1 protein-coding gene and 1 pseudogene are annotated in these 25,805 nt (G+C 76.5%); both read right to left on the bottom strand.

The annotated features are described in order from the left end of the window. Positions 1-20: 20 nt before the first annotated feature. On the bottom strand, positions 21-14,921 hold the full coding sequence (locus ACF1AK_RS22710; protein WP_391500746.1) for a type I polyketide synthase: 14,901 nt from the start codon (positions 14,919-14,921) through the stop codon (positions 21-23). A 37-nt stretch (positions 14,922-14,958) separates the two neighbouring features. Further along, a pseudogene (locus tag ACF1AK_RS22705) lies at positions 14,959-25,749 on the bottom strand (SDR family NAD(P)-dependent oxidoreductase); the annotation flags it as partial. Between the last annotated feature and the right edge of the window lie 56 nt (positions 25,750-25,805).

The following is a 25,805-nucleotide window of genomic DNA, read 5'->3' as shown; positions in this document are numbered from 1 at the left end:
GCTCCGTACTCAGGGCCGTTTCAGAAATCGCTGTCGCCGAGCGCGAGTTCGACAAGATCGTCGATGCCCATCGTCTCGATGGACTCCGCCGTACCGGGATCGTCCGGGGCCGGTTCCCCCGCACCGGGCTCCGCCAGCCGCAGCAGGGCCTCCAGCAGCCCCGCCTCCCGCAGGCGGGACAGCGGGACGGTCGCCAGGGCCTGGCGCAGCCGGGCCTCCGGCACGTCGCCGGTGCCCGCGTCCCCGCCGGTGGCCGGGAGGAGTTCCGCGCACAGGTGGTCGGTGAGCGCGCCGGGGGTCGGGTGGTCGAACACCATCGTGGTCGGCAGCCGCAGCCCCGTCGCCGTGGCGACGCGGTTGCGCAGCTCGACCGCGGTGAGCGAGTCGAAGCCCAGCTCCCGGAACGCCCGGTCCGGCTCGATCGACTCGCCCCCGCCGTAGCCGAGCACGGCCGCGGCCTCCGTCTGGACGAGGTCGAGCAGCAGCGCGTGCCGGCCCTCCGGCGCCAGCTCCGCGAGGCGGCGGGTGAGCTCCGACGCCCCGCCGTCGGCGGCCTCGTCGCCGACGGCGGCCCCGGCCAGGGCCGCCCGGACCTCCGGCAGGTCACCGAGCAGCGGGCTCACCCGGCCGATGGTGAAGGAGGGCGCGAACCGCGACCAGTCGACGTCCGCCACCACCACCGCGGTCTCGTCCCGGTCCAGGGCGTCCTGGAGCGCGCCGACGGCCAGCGCGGGGGCCAGTTGCGGCAGACCGCGGCGGCGCAGGTGCTCCGCCGCGCCGTCCTCGGCCGCCATGCCGCCCTCGCCCCACGGACCCCAGGCGACCGCGGTCGCGGCCAGGCCCCGGGCCCGGCGCCGCTGCGCCAGGGCGTCCAGGAAGGCGTTGCCGGCCGAGTAGGCGGCCTGGCTGCCACTGCCCCAGACCCCGGAGACCGAGGAGAAGAGCACGAAGGCGTCCAGGTCCCGGCCCTCCAGCAGCTCGTCGAGGTGCACGGCGCCCGCCACCTTGGCCGCGACCACGTCCGCCAGCTCGCTCAGGCCGGTCTCCATGACGGTGGTGAACTGCGGGAGGCCGGCGGCGTGCACCACGGCGGTCAGCGGGTGCCGTTCCGGCAGGGAGTCCAACAGCCCGGCCAGTGCCCCGCGGTCGGCCACGTCGCAGGCGGCGATGGTGACCTCGGCCCCCAACTCCTCCAGCTCACGGCGCAGTTCGTCCGCACCCTCGGCCGCCGCGCCGCGCCGGCTGGTCAGCACCAGGTGCTCGGCACCGCCGCGCGCCAGCCAGCGGGCCGCGTGGCCGCCGAGCGAACCGGTGCCACCGGTGATCAGCACGGTGCCGCGCGGACGCCACTCGCGCCCGGGGGTGCTCCGGGCCGCCCGCGCCAGCCGGCGGACGAACACCCCGGAGTCGCGCACCGCCAGCTGGTCCTCGTCCCCGGCGCCGGCCAGCACGTCGGCCAGCCGGCCGAGGGTGCGTGCGTCCTGGCCCGAGGACGACGGGAGGTCGACCAACCCGCCCCAGCGGTCGGGATGTTCCAGCGCGACCGCGCGGCCCAGCCCCCACACCAACCCCTGGAGCGGCTGCTCGACGGGGTTGGAGCGGCCGACCGAGACGGCGGCCCGGGTGACGCACCACAGCGGGGCGTCCAGCTCGGCGTCCCCCAGCGCCTGCACCAGGGTGACGGTCGCCGTGAGGCCGAGGGGCAGCGCCCGGTGGACCGGGTGCGCGCGCTCGTCCAGCGCCAGCAGGGACAGCACCCCGGCCGTCCGGGTGTCCTGCGGCAGGGTCTCGCGCAGCAGCTTGGCGAGCATCGGCCGGTCGGTACCGGCGTCGGCCACGATCAGCGTCGTGGGCTCGGCGCCCCGCTCCCGCAGCACCCGGGCGCAGGCGTCCGCCGCGCCCTCGTCGGCCGCGACGACCAGCCAGCCGCCCGCCAGGGGGCCGGACGGGAGGTCGGTCCACGGCTTCCAGCCGGCCTGGTAGCGCCAGCTGTCCACGGTGTTCCGGGCCCTGGTCTCGCGGCGCCAGGACGAAAGCGCGGCGAACACCGAATCGAGCGGCGCGTCGGCGTCGAGACCGAGCCGCTCGGCCAGCGCCTGGGACTCCCCGCGCTCCACGGTGTCCCAGAACTCGGCCTCCGCCGCGTCGACGGGCGCCACCGGGACGGACCGCTCCGACGTGCTCTGCAGCCAGTACCGCTGGTGCTGGAAGGCGTAGGTGGGCAGGTCGACCCGCCGCCCGCCGGTTCCGGCGAGGACCGCGTCCCACGCCGGGGAGGTGCCCCGCACGTGCAGCTCGGCCAGGGCGGTGGTCAGCGCCGTGTCCTCGGGGCGGTCGGCGCGCAGGGCGGGGACGGCGAGGGTGTCGGGCAGGGTCTCCCGGACCATCGGGGTCAGGCCGCCAGGGCCGATCTCCAGGAAGGCCGTCACCCCCTGCGCCGCGAGCGTCTCGACGGCGTCGGCGAAGCGTACGGCGTGGCGCACGTGGCGCACCCAGTACTCGGGATCGGTCACTTCCTCGGGGGTGACCGGCCGGCCGGTGAGCGTGGAGACGATCGGCAGCGTCGGCGCGGCGAAGGTGATCCGCTCGGCGACCTCGCGGAAGGCGGCGAGCATCGGTTCCATCAGCGGCGAGTGGAACGCGTGCGAGACCGTGAGCCGCTTGGTGCGACGGCCTTCCAGCAGCCCGACGACCTCCGTGACCGCGGCCTCGGCACCCGAGAGCACCACCGAGGTCGGGCCGTTGACGGCCGCGATGCCCACGCGGTCCTCGCGGCCGGCGAGCAGCGGCAGCACCTCGGCCTCCGGGGCCTGCACCGCCACCATCACCCCGCCCGACGGCAGCTCCTGCATCAACCGGCCACGCACGGCGACCAGTTCGGCGGCGTCGGCGAGCGAGAGGACGCCCGCGACGTGCGCGGCGGCGAACTCGCCGACCGAGTGCCCGGCCAGGAAGGCGGGACGGCCCCCCCACGACTCCACCAGCCGGAACAGCGCCACCTCCACCGCGAACAACGCGGGCTGGGTGAACCCCGTCCGGCCCAGCAGCTCCGCGTCCTCGCCGAACACCACCTCCCGCAACGGCCGTTCCAGGTGCACGTCCAGATGCGCGCAGACCTCGTCGAACGCCTCCGCGAACACCGGGAACGACGCGCACAGCTCACGCCCCATCCCCAGCCGCTGACTCCCCTGCCCCGAGAAGAGCAGCGCCAGCCGTCCCGGGGAGGACGCGGCGACCCCTCGCACCAGGCCTGCCGCCGACTCGCCCCGGCCCAGCGCGCCGAGACCGGCGGCGAGGTTGGCCCGCTCGCGGCCCACGACGACGGCCCGGTGGTCCAGCGCGGTCCGCGAGACCGCCAGGGAGAGGGCGAGGTCGGCCGGGGTGGCGGCGGGGGCGGCGTCCAGGGCGGCGAGCAGCCGGTTCGCCTGCTCGCGCAGGGCCGGCTCGTCCTTCGCCGACAGCAGCCAGGCCAGACTGCGCGGCACCTCCGGGGCGGCCGGGGCCGGCGCGGCGGCGGCCTCGTCGGGCGCCTGCTCGATGATGGTGTGGGCGTTGGTGCCGCTGACGCCGAAGGAGGAGACGGCGGCGCGGCGCGGGCGGTCGCCCGCCGGCCAGGCCACCGGTTCGGTCAGCAGCCGCACCGCACCCGCCGACCAGTCCACGTGCGGCGTCGGCTCGTCCACGTGCAGGGTGCGCGGCAGCGACCCATGCCGGATCGCGAGCACCGTCTTGATCACACTGGCGACGCCCGAGGCGGCCTGGGTGTGGCCGATGTTGGACTTGATCGAGCCGAGCCAGAGCGGCCGTTCCTCGGGCCGGTCCCGGCCGTAGGTGGCCAGCAGGGCCTGTGCCTCGATCGGGTCACCGAGCGCGGTGCCGGTGCCGTGCGCCTCCACCGCGTCGATGTCACCGGGGGCGAGGCGGGCGTTGGCCAGGGCCTGCTGGATGACGCGCTGCTGGGCGGGGCCGTTGGGCGCCGTCAGACCGTTGGACGCGCCGTCCTGGTTGACGGCGCTGCCGCGCACCACCGCCAGCACCGGGTGCCCGTGGCGCTCGGCGTCCGACAGCCGCTCCACCAGCAGCATGCCCACGCCCTCGCCCCAGCCCGTGCCGTCGGCGGCGGCCGCGAAGGGCTTGCAGCGCCCGTCGGCGGCCAGGCCGCGCTGGCGGCTGAACTCGACGAAGGCGTTGGGGCTGGACATCACCGCCGCGCCGCCGACCAGGGCCAGCGAGCACTCGCCCGAGCGCAGCGCCTGGGTCGCCAGGTGCAGGGCCACCAGCGAGGACGAGCAGGCCGTGTCCACCGTCACCGCCGGGCCTTCGAGCCCCAGCGCGTAGGCGATCCGGCCGGACATGACGGAGGAGGAGCTGCCGGTGAGGAGGTGCCCCTCCACGCCCTCGGGCAGGTCGGACAGCCCGGCGCCGTAGCCCTGGTAGCCGGAGCCGACGAAGACGCCGGTCAGGCTGCCGCGCACCGAGGCGGGGTCGAGCCGTGCCCGCTCCAGGGTCTCCCAGGCCACTTCCAGCAGGATCCGCTGCTGCGGGTCCATCGCCAGTGCCTCGCGCGGCGAGATCCCGAAGAACCGCGCGTCGAAGGAGCCGGCGTCGTGCAGGAAGCCGCCCTGGTTGACGTAGCTGGTGCCGGTCCTCTCCGGGTCCGGGTCGTACAGGGCCTCGATGTCCCAGCCCCGGTCGACCGGGAACGGGCCGACCGCGTCCGCCTCGTCCACCAGCAGCCGCCACAGGTCCTCGGGGGACCGCACGCCGCCGGGGAAGCGGCAACCCATCGCCACGATCGCGATCGGCTCCTCGCTCCCGGTCGCGGTCCCGGGCGCCGCCGTCGCGGCCACGGCGGCGGTGCTCCCCCGCGGACCCGAGAGTTCGGCGGCCAGGAAGGCCGCGAGGTCCGTCGCGTTGGGGTGGTCGAAGACCAGGGTGGCCGGCAGCCGCAGCCCCGTCACGGTGTTCAGCCGGTTGCGCAGTTCGACGCCGGTGAGGGAGTCGAAGCCCAGGTCCTTGAACGCCCGGTCGGGCGCGACCGCTTCGGGGCCCGGGTGGCCGAGCGCCCCGGCCACCTCCGTGCGGACCAGGTCGAGCAGGACGCGGTCGCGCTCGGCTCCCGGCAGTGCAGCCAACTCGGCGGCGAGGGAGGGGATTTCTCCACCGGACTGGGCCTCCTCGGCGCCGGACAGCGCCTGCCGCACCTCCGGGAGCTCACCGAAGAGCGGGCTGGGGCGGGTGACGGTGAAGGCGGGGACGAAGCGCTCCCAGCGCACATCGGCCACCACGACGGCCGTCTCGTCCTGGTCCAGGGCCCGCTGGAGCGCGGCGATCGCGGGCTGCGGCGCCATCGCGGGCAGGCCGCGGCGGCGCAGATGGGCCTCCGCCTCCTCGCCGTCCACCATGCCGCCCTCGGCCCACGGGCCCCAGGCGACCGCGGTCGCGGCCAGGCCCCGGGCCCGGCGCCGCTGTGCGAGGGCGTCCAGGAAGGCGTTGGCGGCGGCGTAGCCGGCCTGGCTGCCGCTGCCCCACACGCCGGCGACGGAGGAGAAGAGCACGAACGCGTCCACCGGGTGGTCGCCCAGGAGCTCGTCCAGGTGGGCGGCCCCGGCCACCTTGGCCGCCACCACCTCGGCGAGGTCGGCGAGCGTGGTCCCCTCCACCGGGGCGAACTGGGGCATGCCCGCGGCGTGCACGACGGCGGTCGGCCGGTCGCCCTCGGGGAGGTCGGCGAGCAGCCGGGCCACCGCGTCGCGGTCCGACACGTCGCAGGCCGCGATGGTCACCCGCACGCCCGACGCCTCGATCTCGGCGGCGAGTTCGGCCGCCCCGGCGGTGGAGCCTCCCCGGCGGCCGGTCAGCACCAGGTGCTCGGCGCCGCGCTGCGCGAGGTGCCGGGCCACCTGGGTGCCCAGCGCGCCGAGCCCGCCGGTGATGAGCACCGTGCCCCGGGGGCGCCAGCCCCGGTCGGCCGCGCCCGTGCCCGCACCGCCGGGGGCGGCGCGGTGGAGGCGGCGCACGAAGGTGCCGGAGGAGCGGACGGCGAGCTGGTCCTCCTCGCTCCCGCCGGCGAGCACGGCGGCGAGGCGGCGCGCCGAGCGGTCGTCCAGCGTCTCCGGGAGGTCGACCAGCCCGCCCCAGCGCTGCGGGTGCTCCAGTGCCACGGAGCGGCCCAGGCCCCAGACCATCGCCTGGGACGGGTCCCCGGCGCCGTCCGAACGGCCGACCGCCACCGCGCCCCGGGTGGCGCACCACAGCGGCGCGTCCACTCCGGCGTCGCCGAGGGCCTGGACCAGCAGGGTGGTCAGCGCCAGACCCAGGGGCAGCGAGGGGTGGGCGGGATGGCGGTCCTCGTCGAGGGCGAGCAGCGACAGCACGCCCGCCGGCCGGTCCTCGCCGTTCGACTCCGCCAGCCGCCCGGCCAGCGCCGCGCGGTCGTCGTGGCCCGTCACGGGCACCTCGACGACGGCGGCGCCGTGCGCGCCGAGCGCCGTCCGCACCGCCGCTGCGGTCGGGTGATCCTGCGCGCCGGCCGGGAGGACGAGCAGCCAGCTGCCCGTCAGTCCGGCGTCGCCGCGCGCGGCCAGCGGCTTCCACTGGACCTGGTAGCGCCAGCGGTCCACCGCCGCGTGCTCGCGCCGACGTCGACGCCAGTCGGCGAGCGCCGGGAGCACCGAGCTGAGCGGTGTCTCCCCGTCCACCTCCAGCTGCTCGGACAGCGAGGCCAGGTCCGCGCGCTCGACGACCTCCCAGAAGCCCGCGTCGGCCGGGTCCGCGGCGGCCGCTGCGCCGGCCTTCGGCGCGGCGGCCTTGAGCCAGTACGACGCGCGCTGGAAGGCATAGGTCGGCAGGTCGACGCGCCGGGCGCCGGTCCCGGCGAACACCGCAGTCCAGTCCAGGGCGGTGCCGTGGGTGTGGAGGTGGGCGAGGGCGGTGGTGAAGGCGGCGGGTTCGGGGCGGTCGGCACGCAGCGCGGGGACGGCGAGGGCGTCGGGCAGGGTCTCCTGCACCATCGGGGTCAGGCCACCCGGACCGACCTCCAGGAAGGCCCGCACGCCGTGGGCCGCGAGCGTTTCGATCGCGTCGGCGAAGCGGACGGTGCCACGCACGTGGCGCACCCAGTAGTCCGGGTCGGCCACCTCCTCGACGGTGACCGGCTGCCCGGTCAGGGTGGAGACGATCGGCCGCTCGGGTGCGGTGAAGGTGACGCGCTCGGCGACCTCGCGGAAGGCGGCGAGCATCGGTTCCATCAGCGGCGAGTGGAACGCGTGCGAGACCGTGAGCCGCTTGGTGCGGCGGCCCTCCAGGAGTGCGACGACCTCCGCGACGGCGGCCTCGTCACCCGAGAGCACCACCGAGGTCGGGCCGTTGACCGCCGCGATGCCCACGAGCTCCTCGCGACCGGCGAGCAGCGGCAGCACCTCGGCCTCCGGGGCCTGCACCGCCACCATCACCCCGCCCGACGGCAACTCCTGCATCAACCGGCCACGCGCCACCACCAGTTCGGCGGCATCGGCCAGCGAGAACACCCCCGCGACGTGCGCGGCGGCCAGCTCACCGACCGAGTGACCGGCCAGGAAGTCCGCCCGCACCCCCCACGACTCCACCAGCCGGAACAGCGCCACCTCCACCGCGAACAACGCGGGCTGGGTGAACTCCGTACGCGCCAGCAGCTCCGCGTCCTCACCGAACACCACGTCCCGCAAAGGCCGTTCCAGGTGCACGTCCACCGCGGCGCACACCTCGTCGAACGCCTCCGCGAACACCGGGAACGACGCGTGCAGCTCACGCCCCATCCCCAGCCGCTGACTCCCCTGCCCCGAGAACAGGAACGCCGTCCCGCCGTCCACGACCGTGCCGCCCGGCGTCTCGCCGCGCGCCAACGCGCCCAGACCGTCGAGGAGTTCCTCCCGGTCGGCGCCGACCACGACGGCACGCCGGGCCAGCGCGGCCCGCGAGGTGGCCAGCGAGTGGGCGACGTCCACCGCGTCCAACTCCGCGTGCTCCCGGACGTGCGAGAGCAGGCGCGCCGCCTGGTCGCGCAGGGCCTGCGGGTCCTTCGCGGAGAGCACCCACGGCAGGACGGGCGGGGCCGGGGCGGCCGGTCGCGGCCGGTCCGCCGGACGGCCGGGGGCCTGTTCGAGGATGACATGGGCGTTGGTGCCGCTGACCCCGAAGGACGACACGCCGGCCCGGCGCGGGCGGTCGCCCTGCGGCCAGTCGACGGCCTCCGTCAGCAGCTCCACCGCGCCCGCCGACCAGTCCACGTGCGGCGTCGGCTCGTCCGCGTGCAGGGTGGGCGGCAGCACGCCGTGCCGCATCGCCATCACCATCTTGATCACGCCGGCCACGCCCGCCGCGGCCTGGGTGTGGCCGATGTTGGACTTGACCGTCCCGAGCCGGAGCGGGCTGCCCTCGGCGCGCCCCTGTCCGTAGGCCTTGAGCAGGGCCTGCGCCTCGATCGGATCCCCCAGCGTCGTGCCCGTGCCGTGCGCCTCCACCGCGTCGACGTCCGCCGCCGACAGCCCGGCGTTCGCCAGTGCCTGGCGGATCACCCGCTGCTGCGCGGGGCCGTTGGGCGCCGTCAGACCGTTGGACGCGCCGTCCTGGTTGACCGCGCTGCCGCGCACCACCGCCAGCACCGGATGCCCGTGGCGCTCGGCGTCCGACAGCCGCTCGACGAGCAGCATGCCCACGCCCTCCGCGAGGCCGGTGCCGTCGGCGCCCGCCGCGAACGCCCGGCAGCGCCCGTCCTCCGACAGGCCGCGCTGACGGCTGAAGGCGATGAGCGCGCCCGGGGTCGACATCACGGTCACACCGCCGGCCAGAGCCAGCGAGCACTCCCCGGCGCGCAGCGCCTGCGCCGCCAGGTGCAGGGCGACCAGCGAGGACGAGCACGCCGTGTCCACCGTCACCGCCGGCCCCTCCAGGCCGAAGGTGTAGGCGAGGCGGCCGGAGACGACCGCCGCGGAGTTGCCGGTGAGCAGGTGGCCTTCGAGCCCCTCCGCGCCCGAGTCGCGCAGCCCGGCCGCGTAGTCCTGGCCGTTGGTGCCGGTGAAGACGCCGGTCCGGCTGCCGCGCAGCGCGGCCGGGTCGATCCCGGCGCGCTCGAACGCCTCCCAGGTGGTCTCCAGCAGCAGGCGCTGCTGCGGGTCCATCGCCAGCGCCTCGCGCGGCGAGATCCCGAAGAACTCCGGGTCGAAGGCGTCGGCGTCGTGCAGGAAGCCGCCCGCGCGGGCGTAGCAGCGGCCCGGGGCGTCGGGGTCCGGGTCGTAGAGCCCTTCGAGGTCCCAGCCTCGGTTCACCGGAAGGCCGGTGATGGCGTCCTCCCCCTCGGCCACCAGTCGCCACAGGTCCTCGGGGCCGGTGACCCCGCCCGGGAAGCGGCAGCTCATCGCGACGATGGCGATCGGCTCGGTGTCGTCGCCCGGGCGGCCGTTCTGCTCCGGCGCACCGGTGGCCGGGTGCTGGTCCCCGCCGGAGACCTCCTCCAGCAGGTGGCCGGCCAGCGCGGCGGGGGTCGGATGGTCGAACACGGCGGTGACCGGCAGCCGTACGCCGGTCGCGGCGATCAGGCGGTTGCGCAGTTCCAGCGCGGCGAGGGAGTCGAAGCCCAGCTCGCGGAAGGCCCGGCCGGGGTCGACCAGGTCGGCGGTGCTGTGGCCGAGCACGGCCGCGGCCTGGGCGCGGACCAGCCCGAGCAGCGCCTCCCGGCGGTCGGCCGGTGCGAGCGCCGCCAGCCGCCGCAGTTCGGCGGAGGCTTCCCCGGCCGCCGCCCCGGCGGTCCGCCGTACGGGCGTCCGGACCAGGCCGCGCAGCAGGGCGGGCACGGTGCCGCCCGCGGCCTGGGCGCGGATCGCCGCGAGGTCCAGCCGCACCGGCGCGAGCACCGGCTCGTCGAGGGTGCGGGCGACGTCCAGGAGGCGGAGTCCTTCGTCGGCGGAGAGCGGCACCAGGCCCGCGCGGACCATCCGCCGGAGGTCGTCGTCGGCCAGCCCGGTCTGCGCGCCGCGCTCCTCCCAGACGCCCCAGGCCAGCGAGGAGGCCGCGAGTCCGTGGGCCGCGCGGTGCTGGGCCAGGGCGTCCAGAAAGGCGTTGCCCGCCGCGTAGGCGCCCTGGCCGGCGCCGCCGAGCGTGCCGGCGAAGGAGGAGAAGAGGACGAAGGCGGCCAGGTCGGCGTCCCTGGTGAGCTCGTGCAGGTTGAGCGCCGCGTCGACCTTGGGGCGCAGGACCTGGTCGAGCTCCTCGGCGGTCAGCGCGTCGACCAGGCCGCCCGCGACCACGGCGGCCGCGTGGAAGACGGCGGTCAGCGGCCGGTCCGCGGGGATGCCGGCGAGCAGGTCGGCCAGCGCGTCGCGGTCCGCCGCGTCGCAGGCGGCGAGGGTGACGGTCGCGCCGAGGGCAGAGAGCCGGTCGCGCAGTTCGGCCGCGCCCTCGGCGGCGGGTCCGCGGCGGCCGGTCAGCACCAGGTGGCGGATGCCGTGCTCGGTGACGAGGTGTTCGGCGAGCAGCCCGCCCAGGGCGCCGGTGCCGCCGGTGATCAGGGCGGTGCCGTTCGGATCGAGCGTCGGATCGCTCTTCCGGTCGGGCTTCGGGTCGCTCTTCGGGTCGGACGGCGCCGCCGCGGCGTGCTCCCCGGCGGCGTCCGGCTCCGTGCGCAGCGGCACCCTGGCCAGCCGGGGCACGCTCACCGCTCCGGCGCGAAGGGCCAGTTGGGGTTCACCGGTGGCGATCGCGGCGGGCAGCAGCCGGTAGGAGGCGGGGTGGTCGTCGAGGTCCGCCAGGACCAGCCGGTCGGCGTGCTCGGACTGCGCCGAACGGACCAGGCCCCAGACCGGCGCGTGGTCCAGGCCCGGGGTGTCGGCCCCGGCCGCGGTGGCCACCGCTCCGCTGGTGAGCAGCACCAGCCGGGAGGCGGCGAAGCGCTCCTCGCCCAGCCAGTCGCGCAGCAGCGCGAGGGTGTCGCGCGCCGTCGCCCGGACGGCCTCCGGCCCGGTCCCGCCCGTGGGCAGGACGGCCACGACCACCTCGGGCAGCGGCGCGCCCGCCGCGACGGCCTCGGCCAGCTCCCCCAGCCGGGCGTGGTGCGCCGGGGGGCGGGGACCGTCCAGCAGCGCCCGTACGGCCGCCGAGGCGTCGTCGCCGAGCACCGCCCAGGGCGTGTCCGGTGCGGTGGCCGGCACGGGCAGCGCCGTCCAGTCCACCCGGTGCAGCGCGTCGTGGTGACCGCCGCGGGCCTGGCGCAGCTGTTCCTCGCCGACGGTGCGGAAGGACAGCGTGCCGACCCCGGCCACCGCCCGGCCCGTGCCGTCGGCGACGGTGACGGACACGGCGTCGGGGCCGGCGGGGGCCAGCCGCACGCGCAGGTCGGCGGCGCCGGTGGCGTGCAGGCGCACGCCCTCCCAGGAGAACGCCAGCCGCCCGGTCCCCATGTCGCCGAGCGGGCCGAACCCGACGGCGTGCAGCGCCGCGTCCAGCAGCGCCGGGTGCAGGCCGAAACGGCCCGCCTCCGCCTGCGCCTCGGCGGGCAGCGCGACGGTGGCGTAGACCTCGTCGCCGCGCCGCCAGACGGCCCGCAGGCCCTGGAAGACCGGGCCGTAGCCGAAGGAGCGCTCGGCGAGGCGGTCGTAGAAGCCGGCGAGGTCGACGGCGGTGGCGTCGGCGGGCGGCCAGACGGTGAGGTCCTCGCCCCCGGTGGCGGGGCCGGTGCCCAGCAGCCCGGTGCCGTGACGGGTCCACTCCTCCTCGGCGGGGGCGTCCTCGGGGCGCGAGTACAGGCCGAAGGAGCGCCGGCCGGCGTCGTCCGGCCGGCCGACCGAGACCTGCACCACCACGGCGCCGCGGTCGGGCAGCAGCAGCGGCGCCTCCAGGGTCAGTTCCTCCAGCAGGCCGCAGCCGACCTGGTCGCCGGCCCGGATCGCGAGCTCGACGAACGCGGTGCCCGGCAGCAGCACCGAGCCCAGCACCACGTGGTCGGCGAGCCAGGGGTGGGTGTGGGCGGAGAGCCGGCCGGTGAGCAGCAGGCCGTCGGAGTCCGCCAGGGTGACGACGGCGCCCAGCAGCGGGTGGTCCGCCGCGCCGAGGCCGAGGCCGGCGGCGTCCCCGGCGGTGTGCGGGGCGTCCAGCCAGTACCGCTGGTGCTGGAAGGCGTAGGTGGGCAGCGGGACGGTGCGGGCGCCGGTGCCGGCGAGGACGGCGGGCCAGTCGACGGCGGCGCCGTGCGCGTGCGCCTCGGCGACGGCGCGCAGCATCCGGTCCGGGCCGCCCTCGCCCCGGCGCAGGGTGCCCAGTGCCACGGCGTCGCTGCCCAGGGCGTCGATCGTCTCCTGCATGCCGATCGTCAGGACCGGGTGCGCGCTGACCTCGATCAGCGCGCCGTGGCCGTGCGCCACCAGCGCGCGGGTGACCTCCTCGAACCGCACGGTCCGGCGCAGGCTGCGGTACCAGTAGTCGGCGTCCAGCTCGGCGGTGTCCACCACCCCGCCCGTCACGGTGGAGTAGAACGGCACGTCGCAGGAGTGCGGCGTGATGTCCGCGAGCTCGCTCAGCACCCGCTCGCGCACCGCCTCGACCTGCGCCGAGTGCGAGGCGTAGTCCACGGCGATCATCCGGGCCCGGACGTCGTCGGCGAGCAGGCCGTCGCGCAGTTCGGCCAGGGCCTGCGGGTCGCCGGACAGGACGATGGACGAGGGGCTGTTGACGGCGGCCACCGCCAGCCGCTCGCCCCACGGCGCGAGCCGCGGGGTCAGCTGCTCCAGCGGCAGGCCGACGGACATCATGCCGCCCTGGCCGGCCAGCGCGGTCAGCGCGCGGCTGCGCAGCGCCACCACCTTCGCGGCGTCCTCCAGGGAGAGCGCGCCCACCACGCAGGCGGCGGCGATCTCGCCCTGGCTGTGCCCCGCCACGGCCTCCGGGCTCACCCCGTAGGAGCGCCACAGCTCGGCCAGCGAGACCATGACGGCGAACAGCACCGGCTGCACGACGTCGACCCGCTCCAGCCCGGGCGCGCCCTCCTCGCCGCGCAGCACGGCCGTCAGCGACCAGTCGACGTACGGGGCGAGGGCCGCCTCGCACCGGCCGATTCGCTCGCGGAACACCGCGGAGGCGTCGAGCAGGTCGACGGCCATGCCGACCCACTGCGAGCCCTGCCCGGGGAAGACCAGCGCGACCTGGCGGACGTCCTCGGCGACGCCGCGCACCAGATCCGGTTCGGGCGAGCCGTCGGCCAGCGCGGCGAGCGCCCCGTCCAGCCCGGGCCGGTCGGCGGCGAGCAGCACGGCGCGGTGCTCGAAGGCGGAGCGGGTGGTGGCCAGCGAGAGGGCGACGTCGAGGGCGTCGAGGCCCGGGTCCGCGGCGAGGTGCGCGCGCAGCCGCCCGGCCTGGGCGACCAGGGCGGCCTGGTCCTTGCCGGACAGGACCCAGGGGATCAGCGGCGGTGCCTCGGCCGGGGCCGGCGCCGCGCCCTCGCCCGGGGCCTCGGCCGTGCCCTCGGCCGGGCTCGGCGCCGCGCCCTCGGCCGGGGCGTCCTCGGCGTCCGGCTGCGCCTCCTCCAGGACGAGGTGCGCATTGGTGCCGCTGACGCCGAAGGCCGAGACCCCGGCCCGCCGGGGCGCGCCCGTGCCGGGCCAGTCGGTCGCCTCGGTCAGCAGCGACACCGCACCGGCCGACCAGTCCACGTGCGGCGAGGGCTGCGTCACGTGCAGGGTGAGCGGCAGGACGCCGTGCCGGATCGCCTGCACCATCTTGATCACGCCGGCCACGCCGGCCGCGGCCTGGGTGTGACCGAGGTTCGACTTGACCGAGCCGAGCCACAGCGGCCGTTCGCGGTCCTGGCCGTAGGTGGCCAGCAGGGCCTGCGCCTCGATCGGGTCGCCCAGCGCGGTACCGGTGCCGTGCGCCTCCACCGCGTCCACCTCGGCGGGCGAGAGCCGGGCGTTGGCCAGCGCCTGCCGGATGACGCGCTGCTGGGACGGCCCGTTCGGCGCCGTCAGGCCGTTGGAGGCGCCGTCCTGGTTCACCGCCGAGCCGCGCACCACCGCGAGCACCGGGTGCCCGTGGCGCCGGGCATCGGAGAGCCGTTCCACCAGCAGCACGCCGACGCCCTCGCCCCAGCCCGTGCCGTCCGCCGAGGCGGAGAACGCCCGGCAGCGGCCGTCGGGCGACAGGCCCCGCTGGCGGCTGAACTCGGTGAACGTGGCCGGTCCCGCCATCACGGTGACGCCGCCGGCCAGCGCCAGCGAGCACTCGCCGTTGCGCAGCGCCTGCACGGCGAGGTGCAGGGCGACCAGCGAGGACGAGCAGGCGGTGTCGATCGTCACCGCCGGGCCTTCCAGACCCAGCGTGTAGGCGATCCGGCCGGAGACCACGCTCCCCGAGTTGCCGGTGCTCACATAGCCCTCGACGCCCTCGGGCAGCCGCGGCAGCCGGGAGACGTAGTCGTGGTACATCACACCGGCGAAGACGCCGGTGTCGCTGCCGCGCAGGGAGCGCGGGTCGAGGCCGGCGCGCTCGGCCACCTCCCAGGACGCCTCCAGCAGCAGCCGCTGCTGCGGGTCCATCGCCAGCGCCTCGCGCGGCGAGATCCCGAAGAACGCGGCGTCGAAGTCGGCGGCGTCGTGCAGGAACCCGCCCTCGCGGGTGTAGCTGGTGCCGGGGTGGCCGGGGTCCGGGTGGTAGAGCGCCTCCAGGTCCCAGCCGCGGTCGGTGGGGAAGCCGGAGATCGCGTCGCCGCCGTCCGCGACCAGCTTCCACAGGTCCTCCGGCGACCGCACCCCGCCGGGGAAGCGGCAGCTCATCGCCACGATCGCGATCGGCTCGTGGTTCCTGCTCTCGACCTCCCGCAGCCGCTGGCGCGCATGGCGCAGGTCGACGGTGGCACGCTTGAGGTAGTCCCGGAGCTTGTTCTCGTCAGTCATCTGAATTCAGTTCCTCAACGCCAGGGGAGTTCGTGCCGGTCGATCAGGTGCCGAGCTCGTTGTCCAGCAGTTCGAAGAGTTCGTCGTCGGTGGCCGCCTCGACCGCGGCCGCGCCCTGGTCGGCGCCGGGGTGGTCGTCGTCCTGCGTCCCGTTCCACTTCGCCAGCAGGACCTCCAGGCGCATGGTGACGGTGCTGCGCAGGCCCCGGTCGGCCGGGGAGGCGGCCAGGGCGGCTTCGAGCCGGTCGATCTCCGCGAGCACGGACGGCGCCGCCGCCTCCTCCCCGGCCGGCATCGAGGCGCCGAGGTGGTCCGCCAGGGCGGTCGGTGTCGGGTGGTCGAACAGCAGGCCGGCCGGCAGGCTCAGCCCCGTGACGGCGCCGAGGCGGTTGCGCAGCTCGACGGCGGTCAGCGAGTCGAAGCCGAGGTCGCGGAAGGCCTGGCCGGGGCCCACCGCCTCGGCGGAGGCGTGGCCCAGGACGGCGGCGACCTCGCCGCGGACGGTGGCCAGCAGGATCCGCCGGCGCTTGTCCTGCGACGCTCCGGCCAGCTGCTCCGCCAGCGCGGTGGCACCCGCCCGCTCCGCCCGGCGGGCCGTCACCGGCACCAGGCCGCGCAGCACGGCCGGCAGCGGCTCGCTGCGGGCCCTGGTCCGCAGGGCCGCGAGGTTCAGCGGCACCGGGACGAGGACGCCCGGGCCCCCGGCGGCGGCCGCCGCCCGGGCCGTGTCGAGCAGGGCCAGGCCCTCGCCGCCCGACAGCGGCGCCACCCCGCCCCGGGCCATCCGCCCGAGCGCCTCGGCGCCCAGCTCGCCCAGCATCCCCTCCTCGCCCGCCCACGGCCCCCAGGCGAGCGAGGCGCCCGGCAGGCCCTGGGCGCGGCGGAGCTCCACCAGCGCGTCCAGATAGGCGTTGGCGGCCGCGTAGTTGGCCTGGCCGGCGTTGCCGAGGGTGCCGGCGAGGGAGGAGAAGAGCACCAGCTCCACCGGCCCGTGGCGCCCGGTCAGCTCGTGCAGGTGGAAGGCCGCGTCCACCTTCGGACGGAACACCCGGTCCAGCCGCTCCGTCGTCAACGAGCCGATCAGCCCGTCGTCCAGCACACCGGCGGCGTGCACGACGGCGGTCAGCGGGTGCTCGGCGGGCACCGCGTCGAGCAGCGCGGCGAGCGCGGCGCGGTCCGCCACGTCGCAGGCCGCCGTCGTCACCCGGGCGCCCAGGGCCGCGAGTTCGGCCTCGAACTCGCCCGCGCCGTCGGCCGCCGGGCCGCGCCGGCTGACCAGCAGCAGGTGCCGCGCGCCGTGGACCGCGACCAGGTGCCGTGCCACCAGCCGGCCCAGCGCCCCGGTCGCGCCGGTGACCAGGACGGTGCCCGCCGGGTCCGGTGCGGGCCCCGCCCCGGCGGCTGCCGCCGGGTCGGTCGTCGCCGCCCGGGCGAGGCGCGGCACGAACGTCCGGCCCTCGCGCAGTGCCAGCTGCGGTTCGTCGGCGGCCGCGGCGGCCGCCAGCGCGGCCGGCAGGGCGCGCGCGGACTCCTCGTGGTCGTCCAGGTCGGCCAGGACGAACCGGCCCGGGTGCTCCGACTGCGCGGACCGCAGCAGGCCCCAGACCGCGGCCTGCGCCGGGTCCGGCCGCTCGGCCCGGTCACCGGCGGTCCGGTCACCGGCGGCACGGTCACCGGCCGGGCCGTCGAGCGCGACCGCGCCCTGCGTCAGCACCACCAGCCGGGAGGCCCCGGAGCCCGCCCGCTCCAGCCACTCGTGCACCAGGGCGAGGGCGTGGGCGGTCGCGGCCCGGGCCGCCTGCGGCGTGCCCGGCGCGGCGCCGGGGGTCAGGGGCGGGAGGGCCACCACGGTGTCGGGGAGCGCCGGCCCCGCCGGAAGGCCGGTCAGCCCGGCGTGCGCGTCCACGGCGTGGCCCGCGGCGCGCAGCGCCGCGCCCGGGCCGCTCCCGGTGTCGCCCACCAGCGCCCAGGACTGCGGCCCCGGGGCGGCGGTGGCCGCGGGCCCGGCGAACGGCAGCGGTGCCCAGGCGATCCGGTAGAGCGAGTCCGGCCGCCCCGTGCGGGCGGCGGCCAACTGGTCGGCGGAGACCGGCCGCAGGACGAGGGCGTCGACCGAGACGACGGGCCGCCCGGTCCCGTCCACGGCCAGCAGGGACACCGCGTCCGCCCCGGCCGGGGCGATCCGCACCCGCAGTCCGGCCGCTCCCGGCGCGTACCGGCGCACGCCGCTCCACGAGAAGGGGACCCGCGTCCCGCCGGTGTCGGGCAGCAGCCCGCCCAGCGCGACGGCGTGCAGGGCCGCGTCCAGCAGCGCCGGGTGAACGCCGAACCCGCCGGTCCCCGTCCCCTCGGGCAGGGCGACCTCCGCGAACACGACGTCGCCCTGCTGCCAGGCGGCCCGCAGACCCTGGAACACGGGGCCGTAGTCCAGCCCCAGCGCCGCCAGCCGCTCGTACACCGCCTCGGTGCCGAGCGGGCCCGCCCCCGGCGGGGGCCAGGCGGACAGCCCGCTCTCCGTCCCCGGAGCGGCCCCTGCGCCGAGCACGCCCGTGGCGTGGCCGGTCCACGGCGCGTCGGCCGCGTCGCCGTCGGCCTCGCGCGAGTAGACGGTGAGCGTACGGCGGCCGGCCTCGTCGGCCGGTGCCACGACGACCTGGAGCTGGACACCGGCCTGCTCGGGCAGGACCAGCGGCGCCTGGAGGGTCAGCTCCTCCAGGAGGTCGCAGCCCACCTCGTCGGCGGCCCGCAGCGCGAGGTCCACCAGGGCGGTGCCGGGAAGCAGCACGGTGCCCAACACCGCGTGATCGGCGAGCCAGGGATGCGTGGCGAGGGACAGCCGCCCGGTCAGCACCACGCCCTCGCCGCCGGCCAGCGTGACGGCGGCTCCCAGCAGCGGGTGGTCGGCCGCCGTCAGTCCCGCCGAGGTGACGTCCCCGGCCGCCGGGCCCGGCTCCAGCCAGTAGCGGCGGCGCTGGAAGGCGTAGGTGGGCAGGTCGATCCGGCGGGCGCCGGTGCCGGCGAAGACCGTGTCCCAGTCGAGGGGGATGCCGTGGGTGTGGAGGTGGGCGAGGGCGGTGGTGAAGGCGGCGGGTTCGGTGCGGTCGGCGCGCAGCGCGGGGACGGCGAGGGCGTCGGGCAGGGTCTCCCGGACCATCGGGGTCAGGCCGCCGGGGCCGATCTCCAGGAAGGCCGTCACCCCCTGCGCCGCGAGCGTCTCGACGGCGTCGGCGAAGCGGACGGCGTGGCGCACGTGGCGCACCCAGTAGTCCGGGTCGGCCACCTCCTCGGCGGTGAGGAGCCGACCGGTGAGCGTGGAGACGATCGGCAGCGTCGGCGCGGCGAAGGTGATGCGCTCGGCGACCTCGCGGAAGGCGGCGAGCATCGGTTCCATCAGCGGCGAGTGGAAGGCGTGGGAGACCGTGAGCCGCTTGGTGCGTCGGCCTTCCAGGAGTGCGACGACCTCCGCGACGGCGGCCTCGGCACCCGACAGCACCACCGACGACGGACCGTTGACCGCCGCGATGCCCACGAGCTCCTCGCGACCGGCCAGCAGCGGCAGCACCTCGGCCTCCGGGGCCTGCACCGCCACCATCGCCCCGCCCGACGGCAACTCCTGCATCAACCGGCCACGCACGGCGACCAGTTCGGCGGCATCGGCCAGCGAGAGGACGCCCGCGACGTGCGCGGCGGCGAACTCGCCGACCGAGTGACCGGCCAGGAAGGCGGGACGAACCCCCCACGACTCCACCAACCGGAACAGCGCCACCTCCACCGCGAACAACGCGGGCTGGGTGAACTCCGTACGCGCCAGCAGCTCCGCGTCCTCACCGAACACCACGTCCCGCAACGGCCGTTCCAGGTGCACGTCCACCGCGGCGCACACCTCGTCGAACGCCGCCGCGAACACCGGGAACGACGCGCACAGCTCACGCCCCATCCCCACCCGCTGACTCCCCTGCCCCGAGAAGAGCAGCGCCGCCTTCGCCCCGGGCGCCGCGACGCCGCGGACCACGGCCCCGGACGGCTCACCGGTCACCAGCGCGCGCAGGCCCTCCAAGGCCCCCGCCGGGTCCGGGGCGACCACCGCCGCGCGGTGCTCCAGCGCCGCCCGGGAGGTGGCCAGCGAGTACGCCACGTCGGCCGACGGCAGGTCGTCACGCCCCTGCGCGAACGCGAGCAGCCGGGCGGCCTGGTCCCGCAGGGCCTCGGGCGCCTTGGCGGACAGCACCCACGGGATCGCCGCCCCGCCGTTGCTCCCCACCGCGCGGCGGGGCACGGCGGGCGCGGCCGGGGCCTGCTCGACGATGACGTGCGCGTTGGTCCCGCTGAAGCCGAACGAGGAGATGCCGGCCCGGCGCGGGCGGCCGTCCGCCGGCCACTCCACCGGCTCGGTCAGCAGCCGCACCGCGCCGCTCGACCAGTCGATGTGCGGGGACGGCTCATCCGCGTGCAGGGTGCGCGGCAGCACGCCGCGCTGGAGCGCCTGCACCATCTTGATGACGCCGCCCACCCCGGCCGCCGCCTGGGTGTGACCGATGTTGGACTTCAACGACCCCAGCCACAGCGGCCGTTCACGGTCCTGCCCGTAGGTGGCCAGCAGCGCCTGTGCCTCGATCGGGTCACCGAGCCTGGTCCCGGTGCCGTGCGCCTCCACCGCGTCGATGTCACCGGGGGTGAGGCGGGCATTGGCCAGGGCCTGCTGGATCACCCGCTGCTGGGCGGGGCCGTTGGGCGCCGTCAGACCGTTGGACGCACCGTCCTGGTTCACCGCGCTGCCGCGCACCACCGCCAGCACCGGGTGCCCGTGACGCTCGGCGTCCGACAGCCGCTCCACCAGCAGCATGCCCACGCCCTCGCCCCAGCCCGTGCCGTCCGCCCCGGCGCCGAAGGCCTTGCAGCGGCCGTCGGCGGCCAGGCCGCGCTGACGGCTGAACTCGACGAACGCCCCCGGCCCGGCCATCACGGTGACGCCACCGGCCAGCGCGAGCGTGCACTCGCCGTTGCGCAGCGCCTGCACCGCCAGGTGCAGGGCCACCAGCGAGGACGAGCAGGCCGTGTCGACCGTCACCGCCGGGCCTTCGAGCCCGAAGGAGTAGGAGAGCCGGCCCGAGATGACGCTGCCCGAGTTCCCGGTGCCGAGAAAGCCCTCCACGCCCTCGGGGACCGTCTGCAGCGAGGAGGCGTAGTCGTGGTACATCACGCCGGCGAAGACACCGGTCCGGGAGCCCTTCAGCGAGGCCGGATCGATCCCGGCCCGCTCGAACGCCTCCCACGAGGTCTCCAGCAGCAGCCGCTGCTGCGGGTCCATCGCCAGCGCCTCGCGCGGCGAGATCCCGAAGAACGCCGCGTCGAAGTCGCCCGCGTCGTGCAGGAACCCGCCCTCGCGGGTGTGGCTGGTCCCGGCCCGGTCGGGGCCGTCGGCGGCGAGCAGGCCGAGATCCCAGCCCCGGTCGACGGGGAACCCGGAGATGGCGTCCGTGCCCGAGGCGAGCAGCTGCCACAGCTCCTCCGGCGTGCGCACCCCGCCCGGGTAGCGGCAGCTCATCGCGACGATCGCGATCGGTTCGTCGCCCCGGGTCGCGGTGACCACGGTGGCGGCGGGTCGCGGGGCGTCGGCCAGCTGATCGCGCAGGAAGGCGGCCAGCGCGGCGGGCGTCGGATAGTCGAACACCAGACCGGCCGGCAGCCGCACTCCGGTGGTGGCGCCGAGCCGGTTGCGCAGCTCGACGGCCGTCAGCGAGTCGAAGCCCAACTCGCGGAAGGCCTGCGCCGGTTGGATCGACTCGGCACGGCCGTGGCCCAGGACCGCGGCAGCCTCGGTGCGCACCAGGTCCACCAGCAGGTCGTACTGCTGCGGCTCGGGCAGACCGGCCAGCCGCTGCGCCGTCGCCGACGACCCTCCGGGCTGCCCGGCCGAGGACGCGGCGGCCCTCCGCACCGGGGCGGGCACCAGGGTCCGCAGCAGGTCCGGCAGTGCACCGGAGCGGGCCGACTCCCGCAGCACCCGGGCGTCCCACCGGGTGGGCACCACGACCGGCTCGGCGGCGGGCAGGGCGGCGTCGAAGAGCGCCAGACCATCGGCGGTCTCGATCGCGGCCATCCCCGAGCGGGAGATCCGGCGCCGGTCCGCCTCGCTCAACTCGCCGCTCAGCGCACTGTCCTGCGCCCACAGGCCCCAGGCCATCGACACCGCCGGCAGCCCGGCCGTCCGCCGCCGCTGCGCGAGCGCGTCCAGGAACGCGTTCGCCGCCGCGTAGTTCCCCTGCCCCGCACTGCCGAACACCCCGGCCGCCGAAGAGAACAGGACGAACGCCGACAACTCCGAACCCCGCGTCAACTCGTCCAGATGCAGCGCCGCATCCACCTTCGGACGGAACACCGCGTCGATCCGCTCCGGCGACAACGACCCGACCAACCCGTCGTCCGTCACCCCCGCCGCATGCACCACCCCCGTCAACGGATGCTCGGCCGAAACCCCCGCCAGCAGCCCGGCCAACGCCTCACGGTCCGCCACGTCACACGCCTCGACGACCACCTCCGCACCCGCCGCACCCAACTCCGCCACCAGCTCCACCATGCCCTCCGCACCCGCACCGGAACGGCTCACCAGCAGCAGGCGCCGCACCCCGTGCTCGGTGACCAGATGGCGGGCCACCAACCGGCCCAACGTCCCGCTCGCACCCGTCACCAGCACCGTGCCACCCTCGGCGAAGGAAACGGCAGACCGCCCACCGGGAACCACCCGCGCCAGACGCGGCACCAACACCTCACCACCACGCACCGCCACCTGCGGCTCCCCCGACGCCACCGCCGCCGACACCGCCGACCGGACATCACCGACCACCGGCTCCACATCCACCAGCACCAACCGGCCCGGATGCTCCGACTGCGCCGACCGCACCAGACCCCACACCGCCGCCTGACCCGCGTCCACGCCCGCAGCCTCGTCCGGTCCCACCGCGACCGCGCCACGGGTCACCAGCACCAACCGCGAACCGCCGAACCGCTCCTCCGCCACCCACTCCCGCACCAGCTCCAGCACCGCGCCCACAGCCCCGCGCACACCCTGCGCCCCGGACCCCGACGGCGGGCACAGCACCGCCACCACCCCGGGCACCGCAGCACCGTCACGCCCGAGATCCGCCACACCCTCACGGACCTCCACCTCCACCGCACCGGCCGACGCCACCCCCGGCACCCACTCCACCCGGTACAGCGCGTCCCGCTGCTGCTCGCGTGCGGTGGCCAGCTGCTCCACGCCCACCGGACGCAACGTCAGCGACTCGACCGACAGCACCGGCCGGCCGACGCCGTCCGCGGCCGACAGCGCGACCGTGCCCACCCCGGCCCCGGAACCGGTCGCCGGCGCCAGCCGGACCCGCAGCGCCGTCGCGCCCGTGGCGGACACGCGCACCCCGCTCCACGAGAACGGGATCCGCCCCTCGTCGTGCTCCTCCGCGGAGGCGCTCAGGGCGACGGCGTGCAGCGCCGCGTCCAGCAGCGCGGGGTGCACGGCGAAGCCCGTCGCCTCGACGCCCTCGGGCAGCGCGACCTCGGCGAACACCTCGTCACCGCGCCGCCATCCGGCCCGCACGCCCCGGAACACCGGGCCGTAGACCAGCCCCAGTTCGGCGAGACGGTCGTACAGCCCCTCGACACCGACCTCGACGGCGCCGGCGGGAGGCCACTCGGCCGGCTCGGACACCGCGTGCTCCTCCGTCGGCGCCCCGGCCGGAGCGAGCACCCCGGTGGCGTGGCACGTCCACGGCGAGGCGGCCGTCGCGTCGTCGGGCCGCGAGTAGAGCCGCACGGCGCGGCGGCCGGACCCGTCGGCGTCGTCCACCAGGACCTGGACGTGGACGCCGCCCTGCTCCGGCAGCACCAGCGGTGCCTCCAGGGTCAGTTCCTCGACGCGGTCACAGCCCACCTGGTCGCCGGCCCGGATCGCCAGCTCCATCAGCGCGGTGCCGGGCAGCAGGACCGTGCCCCTCACGGCGTGGTCCGCCAGCCACGCGTGCGTGGCCAGGGAGAGCCGGCCGGTCAGCAGCACACCGTCACCGTCGGCCAGGGCGACCGCCGCGCCCAGCAACGGGTGGTCCGCCGACCACAGACCCGAACCGCCGAGGTCACCGGTGGCCGGGCGGGTGGCGAGCCAGAAGCGCTCGTGCTGGAAGGCGTAGGTGGGCAGGTCGACCGTGCGGGCGCCGGTTCCGGCGAACACGGCGTCCCAGTCGAGGGGGGTGCCATGGGTGTGGAGGTGGGCGAGGGCGGTGGTGAAGGCGGCGGGTTCGGGGCGGTCGGCGCGCAGGGCGGGGACGGCAAGGGTGTCGGGCAGGGTCTCCCGGACCATCGGGGTCAGTCCGCCGGGGCCGACCTCCAGGAAGGACGTCACCCCCTGCGCCGCGAGGGTCTCGACGGCGTCGGCGAAGCGGACGGCGTGGCGCACGTGGCGCACCCAGTAGTCCGGGTCGGCCACCTCCTCCGCCGAGACCAGCTGTCCGGTCAGGGTGGAGACGATCGGCAGCGTCGGCGCGGCGAAGGTGACGCGCTCGGCGACCTCGCGGAAGGCGGCGAGCATCGGTTCCATCAGCGGCGAGTGGAAGGCGTGGGAGACCGTGAGCCGCTTGGTGCGGCGGCCCTCCAGGAGTGCGACGACCTCCGCGACGGCGGCCTCGGCACCCGACAGCACCACCGAGGTCGGACCGTTGACCGCCGCGATGCCCACGAGCTCTTCGCGGCCGGCGAGCAGCGGCCGCACCTCGGCCTCCGGGGCCTGCACCGCCACCATCGCCCCGCCCGACGGCAGCTCCTGCATCAACCGGCCGCGCGCCACCACCAGTTCGGCCGCGCCGGCCAGCGAGAACACCCCCGCGACGTGCGCGGCGGCCAGCTCACCGACCGAGTGACCGGCCAGGAAGTCCGCCCGCACCCCCCACGACTCCACCAACCGGAACAGCGCCACCTCGATCGCGAACAGCGCCGGCTGGGTGAACTCCGTACGCGCCAGCAGCTCCGCGTCCTCACCGAACACCACCTCCCGCAAAGGCCGTTCGAGGTGGACGTCCACCGCGGCGCACACCTCGTCGAACGCCTTCGCGAACACCGGGAACGACGCATGCAGTTCACGCCCCATCCCCACCCGCTGACTCCCCTGACCCGAGAAGAGCAGCGCGACCAGGCTCCGCGGGGCCACCGCCCCGGTGACCACGCCCGCGCCCGGCTCGTCCCGCGCCAGCGCGCCCAAGGACTCGCGCAGGTCCGCACGGTCCACCGCGACGATCGCCGCCCGGTGGTCGAGGGCGGCCCGGGTCGTCGCGGTGGAGAAGCCGAGGTCCGCGACCGTGAGCCCGGGGTCGGCCTCCAGGCGGGCGAGAAGGCGCACGGCCTGCTCGCGCAACGCCGCAGGGCTCTTGGCCGTCAGCAGCACGGGAGCCGGCAGCCCGGCCACCGGCAGCGGGACCGGTGCGGAGGCGTCGGCCTCGTCGGCCTCGTCCCCCTGCGGGGCCTGCTCGACGATGACGTGCGCATTGGTCCCGCTGAAGCCGAACGAGGAGACGGCGGCGCGGCGCGGCCGGTCGCCCGCCGGCCAGGCCACCGGCTCGGTCAGCAGGTCCACCGCGCCCGCCGACCAGTCCACGTGCGGCGTCGGCTCGTCCACGTGCAGGGTCTTCGGCAGCATCTCGTGCTGGAGCGCCTGCACCATCTTGATGACGCCGCCCACCCCGGCCGCCGCCTGCGTGTGGCCGAGGTTCGACTTCAACGACCCCAGCCACAGCGGCCGTTCACGGTCCTGGCCGTAGGTCGCCAGCAGCGCCTGCGCCTCGATCGGGTCGCCCAGCGTCGTACCCGTGCCGTGCGCCTCCACCACGTCCACGTCCGCCGCCGACAGCCCCGCGTTCGCCAGCGCCTGGCGGATCACCCGCTGCTGCGACGGCCCGTTCGGCGCCGTCAGACCGTTGGACGCACCGTCCTGGTTCACCGCGCTGCCGCGCACCACCGCCAGCACCCGGCGACCGTTGCGCCGCGCGTCGGAGAGCCGCTCCAGCAGCAGGACGCCGACCCCCTCGGCCCACCCGGTGCCGTCCGCCGCGGCCGCGAACGGCTTGCAGCGGCCGTCGGCGGCCAGTCCGCGCTGGCGGCTGAAGTCCACGAACGCCGTCGGGTTGGACATCGCGGTGACGCCACCGGCCAGCGCGAGCGTGCACTCGCCCTGCCGCAGCGCCTGCACCGCCAGGTGCAGCGCCACCAGCGAGGACGAGCAGGCCGTGTCCACCGTCACCGCCGGCCCCTCCAGACCGAAGGTGTACGCCACCCGGCCCGAGACGACGCTGGCGGCGCTGCCCGTCCCGATGTAGCCCTCGACGTCCTCGACCGCCTGCTGGAGGACCGCCGAGTGGTCGTGGTACATCACACCGGCGAACACGCCGGTCCGGCTGCCGCGCAGCGAGGTCGGAGCGATCCCCGCCCGCTCGAACGCCTCCCAGGAGGTCTCCAGCAGCAGCCGCTGCTGCGGGTCCATGGTGAGGGCCTCGCGGGGCGATATCTCGAAGAGGCCGGCGTCGAAGAGGTCGATCCCGTCGAGGAACCCGCCCGCACGGACGTGGCTGGTGCCCCGCGTGTCGGGGTCGGGGTCGTAGAGCGCCTCCAGGTCCCAGCCGCGGTCGGCGGGGAACTCCGTGATCGCGTCACGGCCGTCCGCCAGCAGGCGCCAGAGGTCCTCGGGCGACGTGACGCCGCCGGGGTACCGGCAGCTCATCGCCACGATCGCGATCGGCTCCTGTTGGGAGTCGTCGATCCGCTGGAGCCGCTCGCGGGCCTCGTGCAGGTCCGCGGTCACTCGCCGGAGGAAGTAGCGGAGCTTTTCCTCGTTGTTCACCTGAGGCCACCCTC

This window comes from Kitasatospora sp. NPDC015120, from assembly GCF_043080305.1.
Classification (GTDB): domain Bacteria; phylum Actinomycetota; class Actinomycetes; order Streptomycetales; family Streptomycetaceae; genus Kitasatospora.
The sequence above is the reverse complement of the archived record's forward strand: the minus strand, read 5'-3'. Positions and strand labels throughout refer to the sequence as shown.